Annotated in this window: 15 protein-coding genes; 2 read left to right on the forward strand and 13 right to left on the reverse strand. The window is 40.2% G+C overall.

The genetic code is table 11. The features are described 5' to 3' along the window. Nucleotides 1–20: 20 nt before the first annotated feature. From cydB to AC1M83_RS13310, 6 genes are all read right to left on the reverse strand, one after another. On the reverse strand, nucleotides 21–1166 hold the full coding sequence (cydB, locus tag AC1M83_RS13285) for a cytochrome d ubiquinol oxidase subunit II (protein WP_481590864.1): 1146 nt from the start codon (nucleotides 1164–1166) through the stop codon (nucleotides 21–23). Nucleotide 1167: 1 nt separating this feature from the next. Continuing rightward, entirely contained in the window at nucleotides 1168–2748 is a 1581-nt protein-coding gene (locus AC1M83_RS13290; RefSeq protein WP_481590865.1) for a cytochrome ubiquinol oxidase subunit I, read from the reverse strand. After that, complete coding sequence (cydP, locus tag AC1M83_RS13295) at nucleotides 2748–2939, reverse strand: cytochrome oxidase putative small subunit CydP (protein WP_481587955.1); 192 nt, start codon at nucleotides 2937–2939, stop codon at nucleotides 2748–2750. The genes AC1M83_RS13290 and cydP overlap by 1 nt, the downstream gene beginning before the upstream one ends. 414 nt (nucleotides 2940–3353) lie before the next feature. Then, nucleotides 3354–3968 carry an OB-fold-containig protein gene (locus tag AC1M83_RS13300; RefSeq protein WP_481590866.1) on the reverse strand — a complete coding sequence of 205 codons (615 nt, stop codon included), beginning with the start codon at nucleotides 3966–3968 and terminating at the stop codon, nucleotides 3354–3356. Between the two features lie 17 nt (nucleotides 3969–3985). After that, nucleotides 3986–4294, reverse strand: coding sequence for a Rieske (2Fe-2S) protein (locus AC1M83_RS13305; protein WP_171076765.1), 309 nt, complete (start codon nucleotides 4292–4294; stop codon nucleotides 3986–3988). Nucleotides 4295–4310: 16 nt separating this feature from the next. After that, complete coding sequence (locus AC1M83_RS13310) at nucleotides 4311–5315, reverse strand: adenosine kinase (protein ID WP_180028895.1); 1005 nt, start codon at nucleotides 5313–5315, stop codon at nucleotides 4311–4313. Between the two features lie 258 nt (nucleotides 5316–5573). Here AC1M83_RS13310 and AC1M83_RS13315 point away from each other — a divergent pair, with 258 nt between their 5' ends. Beyond that, the gene (locus tag AC1M83_RS13315) at nucleotides 5574–8513 is read left to right on the forward strand and encodes an insulinase family protein (RefSeq protein ID WP_481590867.1); all 2940 of its coding nucleotides are present in this window, start codon (nucleotides 5574–5576) and stop codon (nucleotides 8511–8513) included. Between the two features lie 73 nt (nucleotides 8514–8586). Next, entirely contained in the window at nucleotides 8587–9678 is a 1092-nt protein-coding gene (locus AC1M83_RS13320; RefSeq protein ID WP_228143132.1) for a phospholipase A, read from the forward strand. 35 nt (nucleotides 9679–9713) lie between these two features. On the opposite strand, the gene AC1M83_RS13325 is transcribed toward AC1M83_RS13320, so the two are convergent. The 7 genes from AC1M83_RS13325 to AC1M83_RS13355 all read right to left on the reverse strand — a co-directional run bounded on the left by AC1M83_RS13325 (nucleotide 9714) and on the right by AC1M83_RS13355 (nucleotide 17689). Then, nucleotides 9714–10349, reverse strand: a complete 636-nt coding sequence (locus AC1M83_RS13325) for a CoA transferase subunit B (protein ID WP_092768415.1) — start codon at nucleotides 10347–10349, stop codon at nucleotides 9714–9716. Nucleotides 10350–10352: 3 nt separating this feature from the next. Then, on the reverse strand, nucleotides 10353–11057 hold the full coding sequence (locus tag AC1M83_RS13330) for a CoA transferase subunit A (RefSeq protein WP_481590868.1): 705 nt from the start codon (nucleotides 11055–11057) through the stop codon (nucleotides 10353–10355). A gap of 78 nt (nucleotides 11058–11135) precedes the next feature. Beyond that, nucleotides 11136–12068: a hydroxymethylglutaryl-CoA lyase gene (locus AC1M83_RS13335; protein WP_481590887.1), complete on the reverse strand. Its 933-nt coding sequence runs from the start codon at nucleotides 12066–12068 to the stop codon at nucleotides 11136–11138. Further along, nucleotides 12068–14062: an acetyl/propionyl/methylcrotonyl-CoA carboxylase subunit alpha gene (locus AC1M83_RS13340; protein ID WP_481590869.1), complete on the reverse strand. Its 1995-nt coding sequence runs from the start codon at nucleotides 14060–14062 to the stop codon at nucleotides 12068–12070. The genes AC1M83_RS13335 and AC1M83_RS13340 overlap by 1 nt, the downstream gene beginning before the upstream one ends. 13 nt (nucleotides 14063–14075) lie before the next feature. Then, the gene (locus AC1M83_RS13345; protein WP_481590870.1) at nucleotides 14076–14876 is read right to left on the reverse strand and encodes an enoyl-CoA hydratase/isomerase family protein; all 801 of its coding nucleotides are present in this window, start codon (nucleotides 14874–14876) and stop codon (nucleotides 14076–14078) included. A 12-nt stretch (nucleotides 14877–14888) separates the two neighbouring features. Then, a complete protein-coding gene (locus AC1M83_RS13350; protein ID WP_481590871.1) occupies nucleotides 14889–16490 on the reverse strand; it encodes a carboxyl transferase domain-containing protein in 1602 nt (533 codons plus the stop codon). A gap of 26 nt (nucleotides 16491–16516) precedes the next feature. Beyond that, nucleotides 16517–17689 carry an isovaleryl-CoA dehydrogenase gene (locus AC1M83_RS13355; protein WP_481590872.1) on the reverse strand — a complete coding sequence of 391 codons (1173 nt, stop codon included), beginning with the start codon at nucleotides 17687–17689 and terminating at the stop codon, nucleotides 16517–16519. Nucleotides 17690–17752 lie beyond the last annotated feature (63 nt).

The raw sequence follows: 17752 nt of genomic DNA on the forward strand, positions 1-17752 counted from the left end.
CTCCTAACAGTGATTCGGTTTTAATACAGACTATGCGTGTGGTCTTGAATATGTTTCTTGGTGATCACACCCCACATTTTGTAGTAACACCAAGTGGTGTATGCCAAGATCAGCGGAACAAAAATACACGCAGCAACAGTCATTACTGAAAGCGTCATTTGGCTAGATACTGCATCCCACATCGTCAAGCTAATGTTTGGATGAATACTAGATGGCATCAGGAATGGGAATAGGGCAAAACCAGCAGTGAGAATTGTGCCAATCACAGCGAACGATGTACCCACAAAGCTAAGTCCCGCTTTATTTTTAGACGATGCTAAAACCACAATTATTCCTCCGATAATTGCCATCACCGGTGCCAATATTGTGATTGGATAAATAGAATAATTGTTCATCCAGCCATGATTGGCATTAGTGAGTACTTCTTTAGCAAGTGGATTAGCTACACCATTCGTATCATAAGGTGTTACAAGCGTGTAGCCTTCGATATTGCCGAAATACAACCAAGCACCAGCACCGAGAAAACAGATGAGAAAAAGAATACCCATATATCGTGTAGCTTGAGCAGAGCGTGTTCTTAATGCACCTTCAGTGCGTAGCATTAACCATGCACCACCATGAGCAGCAAGCATAGTCAAACTCACCAATCCACAAACCAAGGCAAATGGATTTAAAAGTGCAAAGAAGCTTCCTGTGTAAGTTGAACGAACAGTTTCATCAAGTGTAAAGGGTACACCAAGGAACATATTGCCAAATGCAACACCAAAAACGAGTGCTGGTACTGCGCCGCCAATACATAAGCCCCAATCCCAAGCATTACGCCATTTAGTATTTTCGAGCTTAGAGCGATAGTCAAAACCAACAGGTCTAAGGAATAAAGCAAATAATACGAGTAACAGCGCCCAGTACATACCCGAGAAAGCTGTTGCATATACCATTGGCCAAGCTGCGAAAAGTGCACCACCCGCCGTAATAAACCACACCTGGTTTCCATCCCAATGTGGTGCAATCGTGTTGATAGCAGCACGACGCTCTTCATCGTCTTTACCGACGAACGGCATCAGTGCCATAGAGCCCATATCAAATCCATCAGTCAAAGCAAACCCAATAAGGAGGACGCCGACCAATACCCACCAAATGATTTTGAGAAGTTCATATTCAATCATGTTAAATCTCCTCAGTTGACTTATTGGCTGCTGCAAGTTTTTCGAAATGATACTTTCCAGTATGTAAAGAGCTTGGTCCTAGTCTTGAGAATTTGATCATTAAATACATTTCTATGATGAGCAGCACTGTATAGAAAGCAGCGAGTGCTAAAATTGAACCCCATACATCCGCTGAACTAATACTTGATGCAGATAGGTGTGTTGGTAAAACTTCACCAATAGTCCATGGTTGACGACCAACTTCAGCAACGTACCAACCTGTTTGAGCTGCAATCCATGGAAGTGGAAGGGCGATCAGTGCAAACTTGAGCAACCAAGTTTTATTTTCAGCATTACGTTTCATGACAGCGTACGTTGCAAGAATGAACAACAAGAGCATCAAGAAACCTGACGCCACCATCGCTCTAAATGCCCAAAATAAACTTGGAACATGAGGGATAGTATCTAAAGCTGCAGATTTAATTTGTTGTTCAGTAGCATCAACCACAGTTGGTGTGTATTTCTTCAACAATAGACCATAACCCAAATCTTTTTGAGTCTCGTCAAATGCGGCTTTGAGTTCTGGTGATTGATCTCCAGCGCGAAGTTGTTCAAGCTGTGCATAAGCGACCATACCATTACGGATACGTTGCTCATGTTGTGCGATTAAATCTTTGATCCCTGTGACTTGTTCAGTTGTAGAGCGAGTCGCAATTAAACCCATGACATATGGAATTTTCACAGCATAGTCTGTTGTTTGCGTCTCGGGATTGGGGATACCAAATAATGTGAATGCAGCTGGTGCTGGATGTGTATCCCATTCTGCTTCAATTGCAGCGAGTTTAGTTTTTTGAACATCACCTAATTCATATCCTGATTCATCACCCAGTAAAATTACGGATAATGTCGAAGCAAGACCGAAAATAGCAGCAATGGCAAATGAACGACTGGCAAAGGCCAAATCACGTTTTTTAAGTAGGTAATAACTTGAAATTGCCAATACAAAAATTGCACCAGTCACATAACCCGCAGAAACAGTATGGACAAATTTAACTTGTGCCACTGGGTTAAAGATTAGTGCGGCAAAATCTACCAGCTCCATTCGCATGGTTTCATAGTTAAATGCGGCCCCGACAGGGTTTTGCATCCAACCATTTGCAACCAAGATCCAAAGTGCTGACATATTAGAGCCTAAAGCCACTAACCATGTCACACATAAATGTTGGACTTTAGAAAGACGTTCCCAGCCGAAAAAGAATAAACCAATAAAAGTAGATTCTAAAAAGAAGGCCATTAATCCTTCGATTGCTAATGGCGCTCCGAAAATGTCACCTACATAATGTGAGTAGTAAGCCCAGTTTGTACCAAACTGGAATTCCATCGTTAGTCCAGTGGTTACCCCTAAAGCAAAGTTGATCCCGAATAACTTACCCCAAAACTTGGTCATGTCTCGGTAAATCTCTTTGCCTGTAATGACATAGGTGGTTTCCATGATGGCAAGGATAAATGCCAAACCTAGAGTGAGGGGTACAAATATAAAGTGATACATTGCGGTCATTGCAAATTGAAACCGCGATAGATCGACCACGCTTTCAGAAATCATCAACGTGTCTCCTTCATTTTAAGTTCGCTGCCCGTAATTCGTTCAGCGACTTGATGGTCAAAGTTTTTGGGAATGGTAGGTGCATCAAACCAGATATTTTTAATCACGATAAGAATGATTACTTTGATAATAAGAATCAAAGTAATCTCTTTGATTAAATTTTTATTTAAACTTGAAGGTTTAATCATCATATTTAAATGCATTATTTAAATCTATTTTAAATATTATTATCTTTTTTTTATTTAAAATAAATACCTTATAGTAATAAATATTTTTAATATAAAAAATATAATAAAAACAGTTATTTATAATTTTTATTTTTAATAAAATTAAATCCGACTAAAATGGTTATATTAAAAAATAAAATAGACTAAAATGCTTGGTATTAATATTTTAATTCCAACTAAAATAATACGATTATTTTTTAAAGTTTATTAAATTAGTTGGTTTTAAATCTGATTAAAATGGTTGGTTATAAGGATTTTATTAATTTTTATATAATCGTTGAGTTGGTTGGATTTAAATTTAATAGGCGTCACAAAATACCTTGAATGAACTATTTTCAAATCAAATGCATATGATTGAAGTGGGGTGTTAATAGCTCATTAATGCTGATCAACATTGAAAAGTTGATTTGTTTTGGCAATTTTTTTAGCAATAAAATGAGATCTTTTTGCACGTATCAGGAGGATTTGAGATTGAAATTCAAGTTCCCCAAACTCTGGTTCAACTTGTACATAATGTAATTGACCGAATTCATCGCGAACGCGTGCTTGAGCAGAGAAACCAGGTCGTGCATTACCACTGGAAACAGTTGCTAGTCGACCAAGCAAATTTGAGTGCTCGGATTTGTACTTGGGTTTGATCACTTGATCCAAACAATGAATCATAAATACCGTAAAGAAGATTGCGATAATTAAAGCGGGTAATAAAACATAGTACCAAGCTAGAAAGGATTTCTGGCTTGCAAATACAATGAGCTGAAGAAAATATCCAGCAAAACTAAAATTGATCAGAAAAAAAACAAGAATGAGAACTTTGGAAAATTTAACTTGAAGCAAAGGAAGGCGAATAAGCCAATAAGGTGTTAATTTTTTTATAAATTGACTAGGTCTTAAGCCAACAAAATAGCCTAAGGTTTCAGCCATGCTGAGCATTAGCAATGCAAACACGCACATATGAAATGGCATTAAATCAATTTCCATTAAAAATGCCAGCATGTCATTCACCTCATGACTTAAGATTCTAAGTAAATTCCACCATCAGAATGAACTTTAATCTCGACTTTTTCTAAAGATTCACCTTGGCATGGGCCTGAAATGCACACACCAGTTTCTACATCAAATAAAGCACCATGAGTAGAGCATTCAATGAACTCTTGATCACGATCTAAGAATTGATTTTCAAGAAACTCGAGCTCAACTTGCAAATGTGGGCATACATTTTGATACGCATAGAAGCAACCATCTCGTTGCGTAATGAAAATGTTGTCACCATTTTCAGTTTCAAAAGATCGAGATTCTCTTTCAGGAATGTCTTCAGTCATGCAAATTTTATTCATTTTATGCGACTTCTATTTGAAATTCTTTAAGAAGTTTAGCGTAATCAGCTACGTCTAAACGTGGACCAAATTGAGCAACCACTTGGCTTGAGATTAAAATAGCCAATTCAGTCGCTGTTTGTAAATCTTTACCAGCATTTAATGCATATAAAAATGCACCAGAGAAAGCATCACCAGCACCGTTCGTGTCTAAAGCAACAACTTTACGTCCTTTCACTTGAAGTTCAGTTGATTCCGTTGCTACAAGAGCGCCGTCTGCGCCAAGCGTAATAATGACGGTAGAGCTTAATTTTTTAAGTGCAGCAAGAGCATTTTGTAAGCCATCAGTTTGTGTATACATCAATGCTTCTTGTTCATTACAGAATAGAACATCTACACCATCATCTAATAATTCGTCCAAGCCTGTACGCGCATACTGCACCATAGCAGGATCAGAGAGCGTTAACGCAATTTTGACATTATTTGCTTTCGCAATTGCACGCGCTTGCTTTACGGCAGCTCGTGCTGTATCACTCGTAGAAAGGTAACCCTCTATATATAACCATTGAGCGGTTTTTAGCGCTTCAAAATCAATTTGTTCATTACTGAGTTCAGCTGTAATACCTAAGAAAGTATGCATGGTACGTTCTGAATCAGGACTGACCAAAACCATGCAAGTCCCAGTTACGCCTTCACTGATCGAACGTTCAGAGGTTTGTATTCCTGCATCATTTAGACCTTTTAAGTACAACGCTCCAAGATCATCATTGCCGACACGGCATCCATAAAACGCTTGACCACCTAAGGCACTAAAAGCCACTGTTGAGTTAGCTGCAGATCCCCCAGAGGCTTGACCTTTATATTCTTGAGAATTTTTTAAGTTTTGAAATAGACGGGCTTGAGTTTCCCCATCTGTAAGCTGCATAGTACCTTTTTGCAAATTTTGCTCTAAAAGAAATTCATCAGATACTTTGAATTCTTGGTCAATGAGGGCATTGCCAATCGCAAAAAGGTCAACTTTAGCCATGTCTAAATTCACATCACGAAAAAAGAAAACGATTTTACACCAATGCGATTGAATTCAGTAGCGTATAGCTTGATTTTCAAGCTTTAACCCACATTTAATCGAAATGTATCATTTAATTCAGATATAGTTTTATTGATTTAGTTTTAATCTGACTATTTTACTCGGAAAATAGTTGGAGTTTGTTGTATAAATGATGAATTGTATTGAACTATCAGTATAATGATCTTTGTTAAAATTTATGTAAATTAAGGAGCACACATGACCGTAGATGTTACTGAAACCATTCAAAACACCGTTCATCCCGCGTTTCAGTTGGTACGTCAACATCATGTAGCCGCACTCGATATATTAGTTTCAGAATACCGTCATAAAGAAACTGACGCTGTGCATTTTCATCTAGCAACTGAACATGATGAAAATGTTTTTTTAGTTGCTTTCCGTACACAACCGATGGATTCAAAAGGCGAAGCACACATTCTTGAGCATACTGCATTATGTGGTTCTGAAAAATTTCCTGTACGTGATCCATTCTTTTTAATGATCCGTCGTTCTCTAAATACGTTTATGAACGCATTTACAGCTGCCGATTGGACAGCTTATCCATTTGCGACACAGAATAAAAAAGATTTCCAAAACTTACTTTCCGTCTATTTGGATGCAGCATTTGCAGCCAATTTAAACCCTTTGGATTTCGCTCAAGAAGGTATCCGAATTGAGTTGGAAAATGGTGAGCCTGTTTACAAGGGTGTGGTTTTTAATGAAATGAAAGGTGCAATGAGTTCACCTTCAGATCAGTTATATCACCAACTTGCTCATCATTTATTCCCTAAAACGACTTACCACTATAATTCAGGTGGTGATCCTAAGGATATTCCTGATTTAACTTACGAAGAGTTAGTCAGTTTCTATAAGTCACATTATCATCCAAGTAACGCTATTTTCATGACTTTTGGTAATCAATCTGCCTATGAGTTACAAGAGCAGTTTGAAACTTTAGCGTTATCTAAGTTTAAGAAAGGTCAAACCTTATATTCGACACCTGAACAGCGTCTAGAAGCACCTATTGAGGTGACAGAGACTTATGCGGTAGATGCTGAAGATTTGAAAGATAAAACCTACCATGTACTGGCATGGTTACTTCCTGAATCTAGTGATATTCAACTTCGTTTAGGCTTACGTTTGGCTGAAGGGATCTTATTGGAAGATTCTGCTTCACCATTACGTCACTATTTAGAAACGTGTGGTTATGCTCAATCTACAGGACCAATTTTAGGTCTTGATGATTCTAACTATGAAATGACTTTCTACTGTGGTATTCAAGGTTCAAATCCTGAACATGCAGAAACATTCAAAAACGGTGTGTTGAATGTGCTGAATGAGGTTGCCTCGAAGCCTGTAGATCAGTCATTGGTTGATGCGATTTTGCATCAAATTGAATTACACCAACGAGAAATTGGTGGAGATGGCACGCCTTATGGTCTAAGCCTCATCCTCAATGGTTTAAGCAGTGCAATTCATCATAATGATCCAATACATGTTTGGGACGTAGATTCGACCATTGAGCAAGTGAAAGAGCAGTTGAAAGACCCGATGTGGTTGCCTAATCTGATTAAGACCCATTTGATTGATAATCCGCATCGTGTACAGATGACGCTTGTACCAGATGCGAATAAGTCGAAATTAGAGGCTGAAGCAGAAAAACAGCGTTTAGCTGATATAGGCGCACGCTTAACAGATGATGAAAAAGCGGAAATTGTACGCCAGACTGAAGCATTGAATGAAAGACAGGCAACTCCTGATAACTTAGATTTATTGCCGAAAGTTGGTTTAGAAGATATTCCCGCTGAGCTTCCAGTCGTTCAAGGTCAATTGAGAGAAATCATTTCTAATAACTTAGATACACCCTTGAACTTATACCATGCTGGTACTAACGGAATTTATTATCAACAAGTGATTATTCAAATTCCTGATCAAGTCGTGAAATCACCTTACTTTAACTTACTCTCCGTGCTCATGGGGGAGGTTGGTGCAGGTCAATATAATTATTTAGAATTACAGCAATTACAAACAGCGGTAAGTGGTGGCCTTGGTATGGGGGCATCTCTACGTAGTAAAGTTGATGATAAAGGTAAAATTAGCGCATTTTTAACGCTGACAACCAAATCGCTTGCCCACAAACTAGATACGATTCAATTGTTAAAACTGGCATTTGAGAAACTGCGTTTTGATGAAAAGGACCGTATTATTGAACTTTTACAACAGCGTAAGACGCGTTGGGCATCCCGTTTGTCTGGTTCTGGACATAGCTATGCCATGCAGATTGCTTCTCGTAATATGAGTGCATTGGCATTACGTGATTATAATAATACCGGCTTAGGTGCGCTTAATTGGCTGAGCGAGCTTGTTCAAAGCATTGAAACAGATGAACAAGCATATGCGAACCTCATTCAAGAGTTGCAAAATATTCACCGTTTGTTGTTACTCGCGCCTAAACAATTCCTACTGGTCTGTGAAGAGCAACAGTCTGAACGTTTAATTGAAGAAATTCAAAATGTTTGGGATAAACTTGAAGTGAAGCGTGAGCCAGTGCATCTTGCTGAAGTTAATTTTGAACAAGCGCAAAATGACGAAGCATGGCTGATTCAATCCAATGTCCAATTCTGTGCTTCTGCTTATCCAGCAGTTGAAGTTTCTCATCCGGATGCAGCACCGTTAATGGTGCTTGCGGCTTATCTACGAAATGGTTTCCTACACAGTGCAATCCGTGAAAAAGGAGGCGCTTATGGTGGTGGTGCAAGCTATGATGGCAATGCTTGTGCATTTAGATTCTATAGTTATCGTGATCCACGTTTAGCAGAAACTTTCCAAGATTTTGAAGCAAGTATTGATTGGTTATTGAATACTGAACAAAAACCACACCAACTTGAAGAGGCGATTCTGGGTCTTGTATCGAGTATGGATAAGCCAGGTTCTCCAGCAGGTGAAGCAATTACTGCATGTTATGCATTATTGCATGGACGCACGCCTCAATTCAGAAAAACTTTACGAGAGCGTTTGCTCAATGTAACGTTAGATGATCTAAAGCGTGTAGCAGAAACGTATTTAGTGAATCAAAAACCAACGAAGGCTGTTGTAGCACCAATGGCTAAAAAAGAGCAACTTGCAGAACTTGGGTTTTCAATAAAACAAGTGAATTAAAATTAAAAATGGGGCTTAGCCAATGCGAAATAGAATAAAACGTTCACCAATATGGTTGGGTGTGTCGTCGTTTATGTGTTTGCCTATACAGACAGTTTGGGCAACAGATGTGGTACCAGCGAATCCAGCGTCACCACAAGCGTGCGTTGCACTTGATTCAAATGCAGAGCGTTTAGCCTGTTATGATGCATTGTTCAAAGCCCCTGAACTTGAGCAACCTGCTTATGTTTCTGAGCGTCAGGCTGCGCGTGAAATACCAGCACCGCAGGTTGAACCACAGGATTTAAAGTCTAAAATCGAACAAAAAGTTGAAAACTTGTTTTCGGTGGAAGGTCCTGTAATTACACCGAATTCATCGTTGCTTGATAAACGATGGGAATTGGCTGAAGACAGTAAATTAGGTACATGGAATATACGCGCACATCAACCTGTATATTTACTTCCTGCATTTTGGACGTCTGATAAGAACGAATTTCCATCGAGCCCAAATCCTCAAAACACCGTAGAAGATGATCAAAATTTAAAGTCTTTAGAGTCCAAGTTTCAAATTTCACTCAAAACTAAAGCTGTTGAAAACTTAATCGGGAATAATGGCGATATTTGGTTGGGTTATACCCAGTCCTCTCGTTGGCAGGTTTACAACTCTGAAGAATCACGACCATTTCGTGAAACGAATTATGAACCTGAAGCAAGTATTGTGTTTAGAACCAACTATGAATTTTTAGGTTTAAATGGTCGCTTACTCGGTTTAACGCTGAATCATCAATCAAATGGACGTTCGGATCCTTTATCACGTAGTTGGAACCGTGTGATGCTGAACTTAGGATTTGAGCGTGATAATTTCGCTATGATGATTCGACCTTGGTATCGAATCGAAGAAGATTTCAATGATGATAACAATCCTGACATTAAAAACTATATTGGTCGTGGTGATTTAACGACTTTTTACCGTTGGAATGATCATGATTTTAGTTTGATGTTAAGACATTCACTTAAGGGTGGGGATGATTCTCGAGGAGCTGTTCAATTTGATTGGGCATTTCCAATCAGTGGCAAACTTAGAGGTCATTTTCAATTATTCGATGGGTATGGTGAGAGTTTGATTGATTATAATCATCGTGCTACCTATGCGGGTATTGGCGTCTCTTTAATGAATGCTTTCTAAAAAAACCACGCTTAGGCGTGGTTTTTTTAGCGATCTTATTGCGATTGAATTAGGGGAACTCCAGTCACTTTCTGTATCTCATCAAAGTTGACGTCATGAGCCAGTTCTATCAGTTTTACCCCTTGAGGCGTGATATCCAAAACCCCTAGATCTGTAATCACGCGATGAACGACTGCTTTACCTGTAAGGGGCAGTGAACATTGCGGAACAATTTTTGGGGTGCCATCTTTGGCACAATGTTCCATTAGCACGACGACTTTTTGTACGCCAGCCACCAAATCCATTGCTCCACCCATACCTTTGACTTTTTTCCCTGGAATCATCCAATTCGCAAGATCACCTTGCTCAGAGACTTCCATAGCGCCAAGTATAGCTATATTCACGTGCCCACCACGGATCATGGCAAATGAATCAGCACTGGAAAAAAATGCAGCGCCTGCTCGCGCCGTAACAGTTTGCTTACCCGCATTAATCAGGTCAGCATCTACGGTTTCTTTTGTTGGAAATTCGCCAATTCCCAGCAAACCATTTTCAGATTGGAGCCAAACATTGATATTTTCAGGAATATAGTTCGCAACCAATGTAGGCAATCCAATCCCTAAATTAACATAAAATCCATCTTCGAGTTCCAAGGCAGCTCGTTGTGCCATTTCATTACGCGTCCATGCCATAACTTATGCCTCCGCCTTTAAGGTCATTTGTTCGATTCTTTTTTCTGGTGTAGTGTTAAGAACGATACGATTTACATAAATGCCGGGCAAATGTATCGAATCGGGATCGAGCTCACCGATCTCTACAATTTCCTCAACTTCAGCGACTGTGATTTTCCCAGCCATCGCACAAACGGGATTAAAATTTTGAGCTGTTTTCCTAAAGATTAGGTTACCTGCCTTATCTGCTTTATACGCTTTGACCAAAGCGATATCTGCAGTTAAAGAGGGTTCTAAAATATATTCTTTACCATTGAACTCACGTACTTCTTTACCTTCTGCAATCAACGTACCTACGCCTGTTTGGGTAAAAAATGCAGGAATCCCAGCTCCACCAGCACGGAGTTTTTCAGCCAAAGTGCCTTGAGGGGTTAGCTCGACTTCAAGTTCACCATTTAAGTATTGTCGCTCAAATTCTTTATTTTCTCCGACATAGGACGAGATCATTTTTTTAATTTGTTTTGTTTCGAGTAGTAATCCCAAACCAAAACCATCTACACCTGCATTGTTTGAAATACAAGTCAGCTCTTTAGCTCCTGTTTGTTTCAGGGCAGCAATCAAAGCCTCAGGAATACCACATAAGCCAAAACCGCCAACAGCTAAGGTTTGACCATCTTGAATGATATCGTTCAGTGCACTTTCAGCACTTTCATATACTTTGTTCGTCATTGAACACCTCATTGTATTTTTATTTTGTTCATCCTGAATCAGCTTCTGATCTTCATCATTTCATAATGCTGATACGTACTAAGCACATTTTTTTTGCCAATACGCATTGGCATAGTTAGATGGATTATTTCGTTGCAAAACTTGACTAATGTTACGACTCGCAAGCATCAGGGCATCTAGGTCAATGCCAGTCTCATAGCCCATATTGGACAAGAGATAAAATAAGTCTTCAGTCGATACATTACCCGAAGCACCTTTGGCATAAGGACAACCGCCAAGTCCTGCAATCGATGAGTCAAATATGCGGATGCCTTGTGTCAGTGATTGATAGATATTGGCAATTGCCATGCCGTAGGTATTGTGAAAATGACCAGCTAAAAGTTGTGGTTCAATTCGTTCCAAACATGCATTCCAAACTTTGGCAACTCGATCAGGTGTAGCTGTGCCGATGGTTTCACCCAAGGATACTTCGTAGCAACCTAGATCAATTAACTTTGCACTGACTTCAGCAACCTTAGATGGATCAATTGGACCTTCATAAGGGCAGTCGACGATACATGAAACGTATCCGCGTACTTTAATATCATGTTGTTGAGCAAGCTGTAATACATCAGCAAACTTCTCAAAACTTTCCTCAATTGAACAATTTATATTCTTTTGAGTGAAACTTTCAGAAGCAGCGGTGAAAACCGCAACTTCTTTACAACCTACAGCTAAAGCTGACTCAAATCCCTTAAGGTTTGGTGTGAGTAAGCTGAACTGGATATCTTCATCATGTGGTAGGCTGGCATAGAGTTGATCACTTTCTGCCATTTGAGGTACCCACTTTGCAGATACACAAGAACCGACTTCGATATTCTTCAAACCAGTTTTCATCAAATCAAGAATAAGATTGCGTCTGTCTTCGAATGTTAAGGGTGTTTTTTCATTCTGAAGACCGTCACGAGGTCCAACTTCAACGATTTTCACAAAATTATCGTGATTTGGTGTGGTTTGATTGGTTGTTTTCATCATGCCGCATTCTCCTCAGCAGCTTGAAACTCAACCAGCTCATCACCAGCTTTCACTTGATCACCTTGTTGGAAATAAGCTGCGACTACGACACCATCAAATGGTGCACGTATAGCGTATTCCATTTTCATTGCTTCTAACGTTAATAACACTTCATCTTTTTTTACACGTTGATTTGCTGAAACAAATACTTGTGTCACTGCACCCGGCATTGGTGCTTTTAGATTTGAGTCAGATGAGGATTGATCATCTGTATTAAAATTAGCTTTGATGAGTTCAAATTTAAAAGTCTGCCCATTTTTAAAGAGGGTGACCGCATCATTGGTTTTTTTAAAACTGATTTTCTCTTGACCAAAAGAGGTATAGATTGCCATGAGATTTTCATTGAGCAACTGACCTGAGATAGCGTAGCTTTCGCCATCAAGCTGTGCTTCGAATCCTTGCGAAGATGAGATAAATTCAACTTGATACGTTTGTCCTAGATGTTCTAGTTTTATTGGTGTACGTGCATCAACATTATTTCTCCAAATGGGTTTTGCTTTCCAAACTGGATGGCTTGTACGCTTGGATTCATTTAACTGAGAATGCAGTTCAATAAATGCTGCTGTGACAATTGTTTCAGCCGAAGAAGGAGTCGTGGTTTTAAATAGGAACTCATCTTCACGCTGAATTAAATTAGTATCAAGATTGGCATTTTTGAAAGAGTCACATGCCACTAAGCGATCTAAAAATGCAATATTGTTGCCTAAGCCTTCGACATGAAAGTGGCTCAAAGCATGATGCATCTGGACGAGTGCTGCTTCACGATTTTCTCCCCATACGATGAGTTTAGCAATCATTGGATCATAGAACGTTGTGATCTCATCACCTTGCACAATGCCACTATCAACACGGACACATTCATTTTGAGTCGGATAATGAAGATAATTAATTTTTCCAATTGCTGGGAGAAATCCTTTCTCTGGCTCTTCTGCATAAACACGAGCTTCAAGTGCATGGCCATGAATTTTTAATTCAGACTGTTGTCTTGGCAAAGGTTCACCATAAGCAACACGTAATTGCCATTCAACCAAATCTTGTCCTGTGATCATTTCCGTCACAGGGTGTTCAACTTGGAGGCGAGTGTTCATTTCCATAAAATAAGCTGTACCATCTTGCTCAACAATGAACTCAACCGTTCCAGCACCGACATAGTCTACTGCTCGGGCAGCATTAATCGCAGCTTCACGCATCGCTTCGAGTTTAACTTCGGCCATTTTAGGGGCTGGGGCTTCCTCTAGGACTTTTTGGTGACGGCGCTGCACAGAGCAATCACGTTCAAAGAGGTGAACATAATTGCCATGTTTGTCACCAAAAACTTGCACTTCAATATGACGAGGATTGACAACATAACGTTCAATTAGAACGTCATCATTGCCAAAGCTTGATTTCGCTTCACTTTTGCATGAGTTCAGTGCAGGAAGAAAGTCTTCAGCACGCTCAACTAAGCGCATGCCTTTACCACCACCACCTGCACTGGCTTTAATCAGTACAGGATAGCCAATCTGATCAGCTTGTTGTTTTAAGAAATCTGCATCTTGATTGCTACCATGATACCCGGGTGTGAGAGGTACACCTGCTTTTTCCATCAATGCTTTAGATGTTGCCTTTAAACCCATGGCTAAGATGGCAGCCACTGGAGGCCCTATAAAGGTGATGTTGTTTTTTTCACAAGCTTCCGCAAATTGATCATTTTCAGATAGGAAACCATAACCTGGATGGATGGCTTCAGCTCCTGTTTTAAGTGCAGCTTGAATAATACGATCTGCTTGTAAATAACTTTGTGCAGCAGGGGATTCACCAATATAAATAGCTTCATCTGCTAATTTGACATGCTGCGCTTGGGCATCTGCATCTGAGTAGACTGCAACCGTTGCGATACCTAATTTTTGTGCACTACGAATCACACGACATGCAATTTCGCCACGGTTTGCAATGAGAATTTTTTTAAACATATTGAATTCCTTTTTATTGTTCTGCCGTTGCTTGAATCCATGCTGGGCTTTGTTTATTTAAAAAAGCAGTTAAGCCATTTTTGGCTTCATCACCTTGACGTACGTGCGCAATGTGTTGGGCGGTTTGAATCAGTAAATCTTCTGTGACTTCTTGATGATCAACTAAACGAATCAAAGACTTTGATGCAGCTTGAGCTTCAGGACCACCAAGCAAAATTGCAGCAATGATTTGCGATACGGTGGCATCCAACTGTTCTGGCTGACAAACTTCATGGACGAGACCAATATGCTTTGCTTGCTCTGCAGAAATACGTTCAGCCGTGAGAAAGTATCGAGATGCTTGACGAGCACCGATCGCACGGATCACGTATGGACTAATCGTTGAAGGTGCTAAACCTAATCTCACTTCTGAAGTGGCAAACTTAGCATCAGTGGTAGCCACACAAATATCGCATGCTGAAGCAAGCCCCATGCCGCCGCCAAATGCAATACCATGGACACGTGCGATAGTCGGTTGTTTCAGCGTGGCTAAACTTTGTAACATTTTGGCAAGTTTCAAAGCATCCTCTTCATTTTCCACTTTTGATGCTTGACCTGCTTGTTTCATCCAATTAAGGTCCGCACCTGCAGAAAAGCTTTTACCACGACCTGCCAAAACGACAACACGAACGTCATCATTAGCATTTAAAGTTGTGAAACAGTGATTCAGCTCTTCTATCACTTGTGTATTGAATGCGTTGTGTAATTCAGCACGATTAATCCATACGGTCGCAACTTGGCGTTCAATTTCAAGCTGTAAAAATTCATAAATCATGTCATTTTCTCCTTACATGCGGAACACGCCGAACTGAGTTGGTTCAATGGGTGCATTCAATGCAGCAGCCAAACTCAGACCTAAGACATGACGTGATTCTGCTGGATCAATCACACCGTCATCCCATAAACGTGCAGATGCATAATAAGGATGTCCTTGCTTTTCAAATTGATCACGATAAGGTTGTTTGAATTGATCTTCTTCTTCAGCTGACCAAGTTTCACCACGTTGCTCAATTTGATCACGCTTAATCGTGGAGAGAACACTAGCAGCTTGTTCACCGCCCATCACGGAAATACGTGAATTCGGCCAAGTCCATAAGAAGCGAGGAGAATATGCTCGACCGCACATTCCATAGTTGCCTGCACCAAAAGAACCACCGATCACCAAGGTGATTTTAGGAACATTTGCGGTCGCTACTGCCATGACCAATTTGGCTCCATTTTTGGCAATACCTTCATTTTCATATTGGCGACCGACCATGAAGCCTGTGATGTTTTGGATAAAGAGCAGTGGAATATTGCGTTGCGTACATAATTCGATGAAATGCGCGCCTTTCTGTGCAGACTCTGAAAATAAAATTCCGTTATTGGCAATGATTCCGACCTTCATGCCGTAGATAGATGCAAAACCTGTAATTAAGGTTGTACCAAAACGAGCTTTAAACTCATCAAGTCTTGAACCGTCCACGATACGTGCAATCACTTCACGGATGTCAAAGGGCTTGCGTGAGTCACTCGGAATGACACCATAGAGTTCCTCAGCACTATAAAGTGGTTCTTCAATTTCTGTCTTAAATGCTTTCGGTTCGATATTTAGGTTTTGAACAATATTGCGTGCAATTTGAATCGCATGTTCATCACTTTCTGCTAGATGATCTGCGACACCAGATAAACGGGTATGAACATCGCCACCACCAAGGTCTTCAGCAGTCACCACTTCACCTGTTGCAGCTTTTACCAAAGGTGGACCACCGAGGAAAATCGTACCTTGATTGCGGACAATAATTGTTTCATCGGACATGGCAGGGACATATGCGCCACCCGCAGTACAACTCCCCATAACCACGGCTATTTGTGCAATACCTTTACTCGACATGCGTGCTTGGTTGTAAAAAATTCGTCCAAAATGATCGCGATCAGGGAATACTTCATCCTGCATTGGCAGAAATGCACCGCCCGAGTCGACCATATAAATACAAGGAAGATGATTTTGTTCAGCAATTTCTTGCGCACGTAAATGTTTTTTTACAGTTAAAGGATAATATGTACCTCCTTTAACTGTTGCATCATTGGCAACGATCATGCATGTCACACCATGCACTTGACCAATACCTGCAACCACACCTGCGGCTGGTACATCGTCAGCATAAACTTGATAAGCAGCGAGTTGACCAATTTCAAGAAAGGCAGTTCCTGCATCAATGAGTTGGTCAATGCGCTCACGCGGTAATAGTTTTCCACGTGCTAAATGCTTCTGACGTGCTTTTTCTCCACCACCTAAGGCAATGGTTTGAGCTTGTTTTTTTAAATCTGCGACCAATTCAAGCATTGCAGCTTGATTGATTTTAAACTCTTCACTACGTGGATTGATTTTGCTTTTAATTTCGTTCATCAATGACTTCCTTGTATTAACTTGAATTATTTGGTTTCGTTGAATAACTCACGACCAATTAACATGCGTCGAATTTCAGAAGTTCCTGCACCGATTTCATAGAGTTTGGCATCACGCCACAATCGACCTGCGCTGTAATCATTGATATAACCATTGCCCCCAAGGGTTTGAATTGCTTCACCAGCCATCCAGGTTGCTTTTTCAGCTGAGTAGAGAATGGCACTTGCTGCATCTTTACGTAAACCACGATCATGATCAGCTTTATCACATGCTGCACCCACGGCATAAACCAAAGCCTTGCTTGCCAACCATGTAGAATACATATCCGCAATTTTGCCTTGCATGAGTTGGAATTCACCTAAACATTGACCGAATTGCTTACGTTCATGAATGTATGGGATGACCACATCTAAACATGCATCCATAATGCCTAGTGGTCCACCACTGAGAACTGCACGCTCGTAATCCAATCCACTCATGAGCACTTTTGTCCCGTTACCCACACCACCCATCACGTTTTCTTTAGGCACTTTGACATTGTCAAAGAACAGGGGATAAGTATTTGAACCACGCATTCCGAGTTTGTCTAAGTGACTCCCATGACTAAAGCCTTCCATGCCTTTTTCAATAATGAAAGCAGTCATGCCTTTGGCACCAGCATTGATGTCAGTTTTGGCGTAAACCACCAGCACGTCAGCATCTCCACCATTGGTAATCCACATTTTTGAGCCATTAAGTACAAAGTGATCACCATGCTCTTCAGCACGTAATTTCATACTAACGACATCTGAACCCGCATTTGGTTCAGACATTGCCAAAGCACCGACATATTCGCCAGAAATTAATTTAGGAAGATATTTTTGTTTTTGTTCTTCGCTACCATTACGGTTAATTTGATTCACACAAAGATTTGAATGTGCCCCGTATGAAAGTCCAATGGAAGCAGATGCTCGTGAAATTTCCTGCATGACAATGATATGAGCCAAATAACCCAGATTGACACCACCGTATTCTTCACTCACGGTAAGTCCAAGTAACCCCATATCACCAAATTTTTTCCATAAGTGAGCTGGAAATAAGTTGTCTTGATCAACTTGTTGAGCAATAGGTGCGATTTCCTTTGCACAGAATGCAGCTACAGAATCACGTAAAGCGATTAGTGTTTCGTCTAGTCCAAAGTCGATACTCTGTAAATTCATTTTCATTCATCCTAAAATTTAATTTTTATTTCCAGTGAAGCATTTTGTCCTTGCTTGAGAAAT

It is taken from the genome of Acinetobacter sp. 25-47-130 (assembly GCF_056779705.1).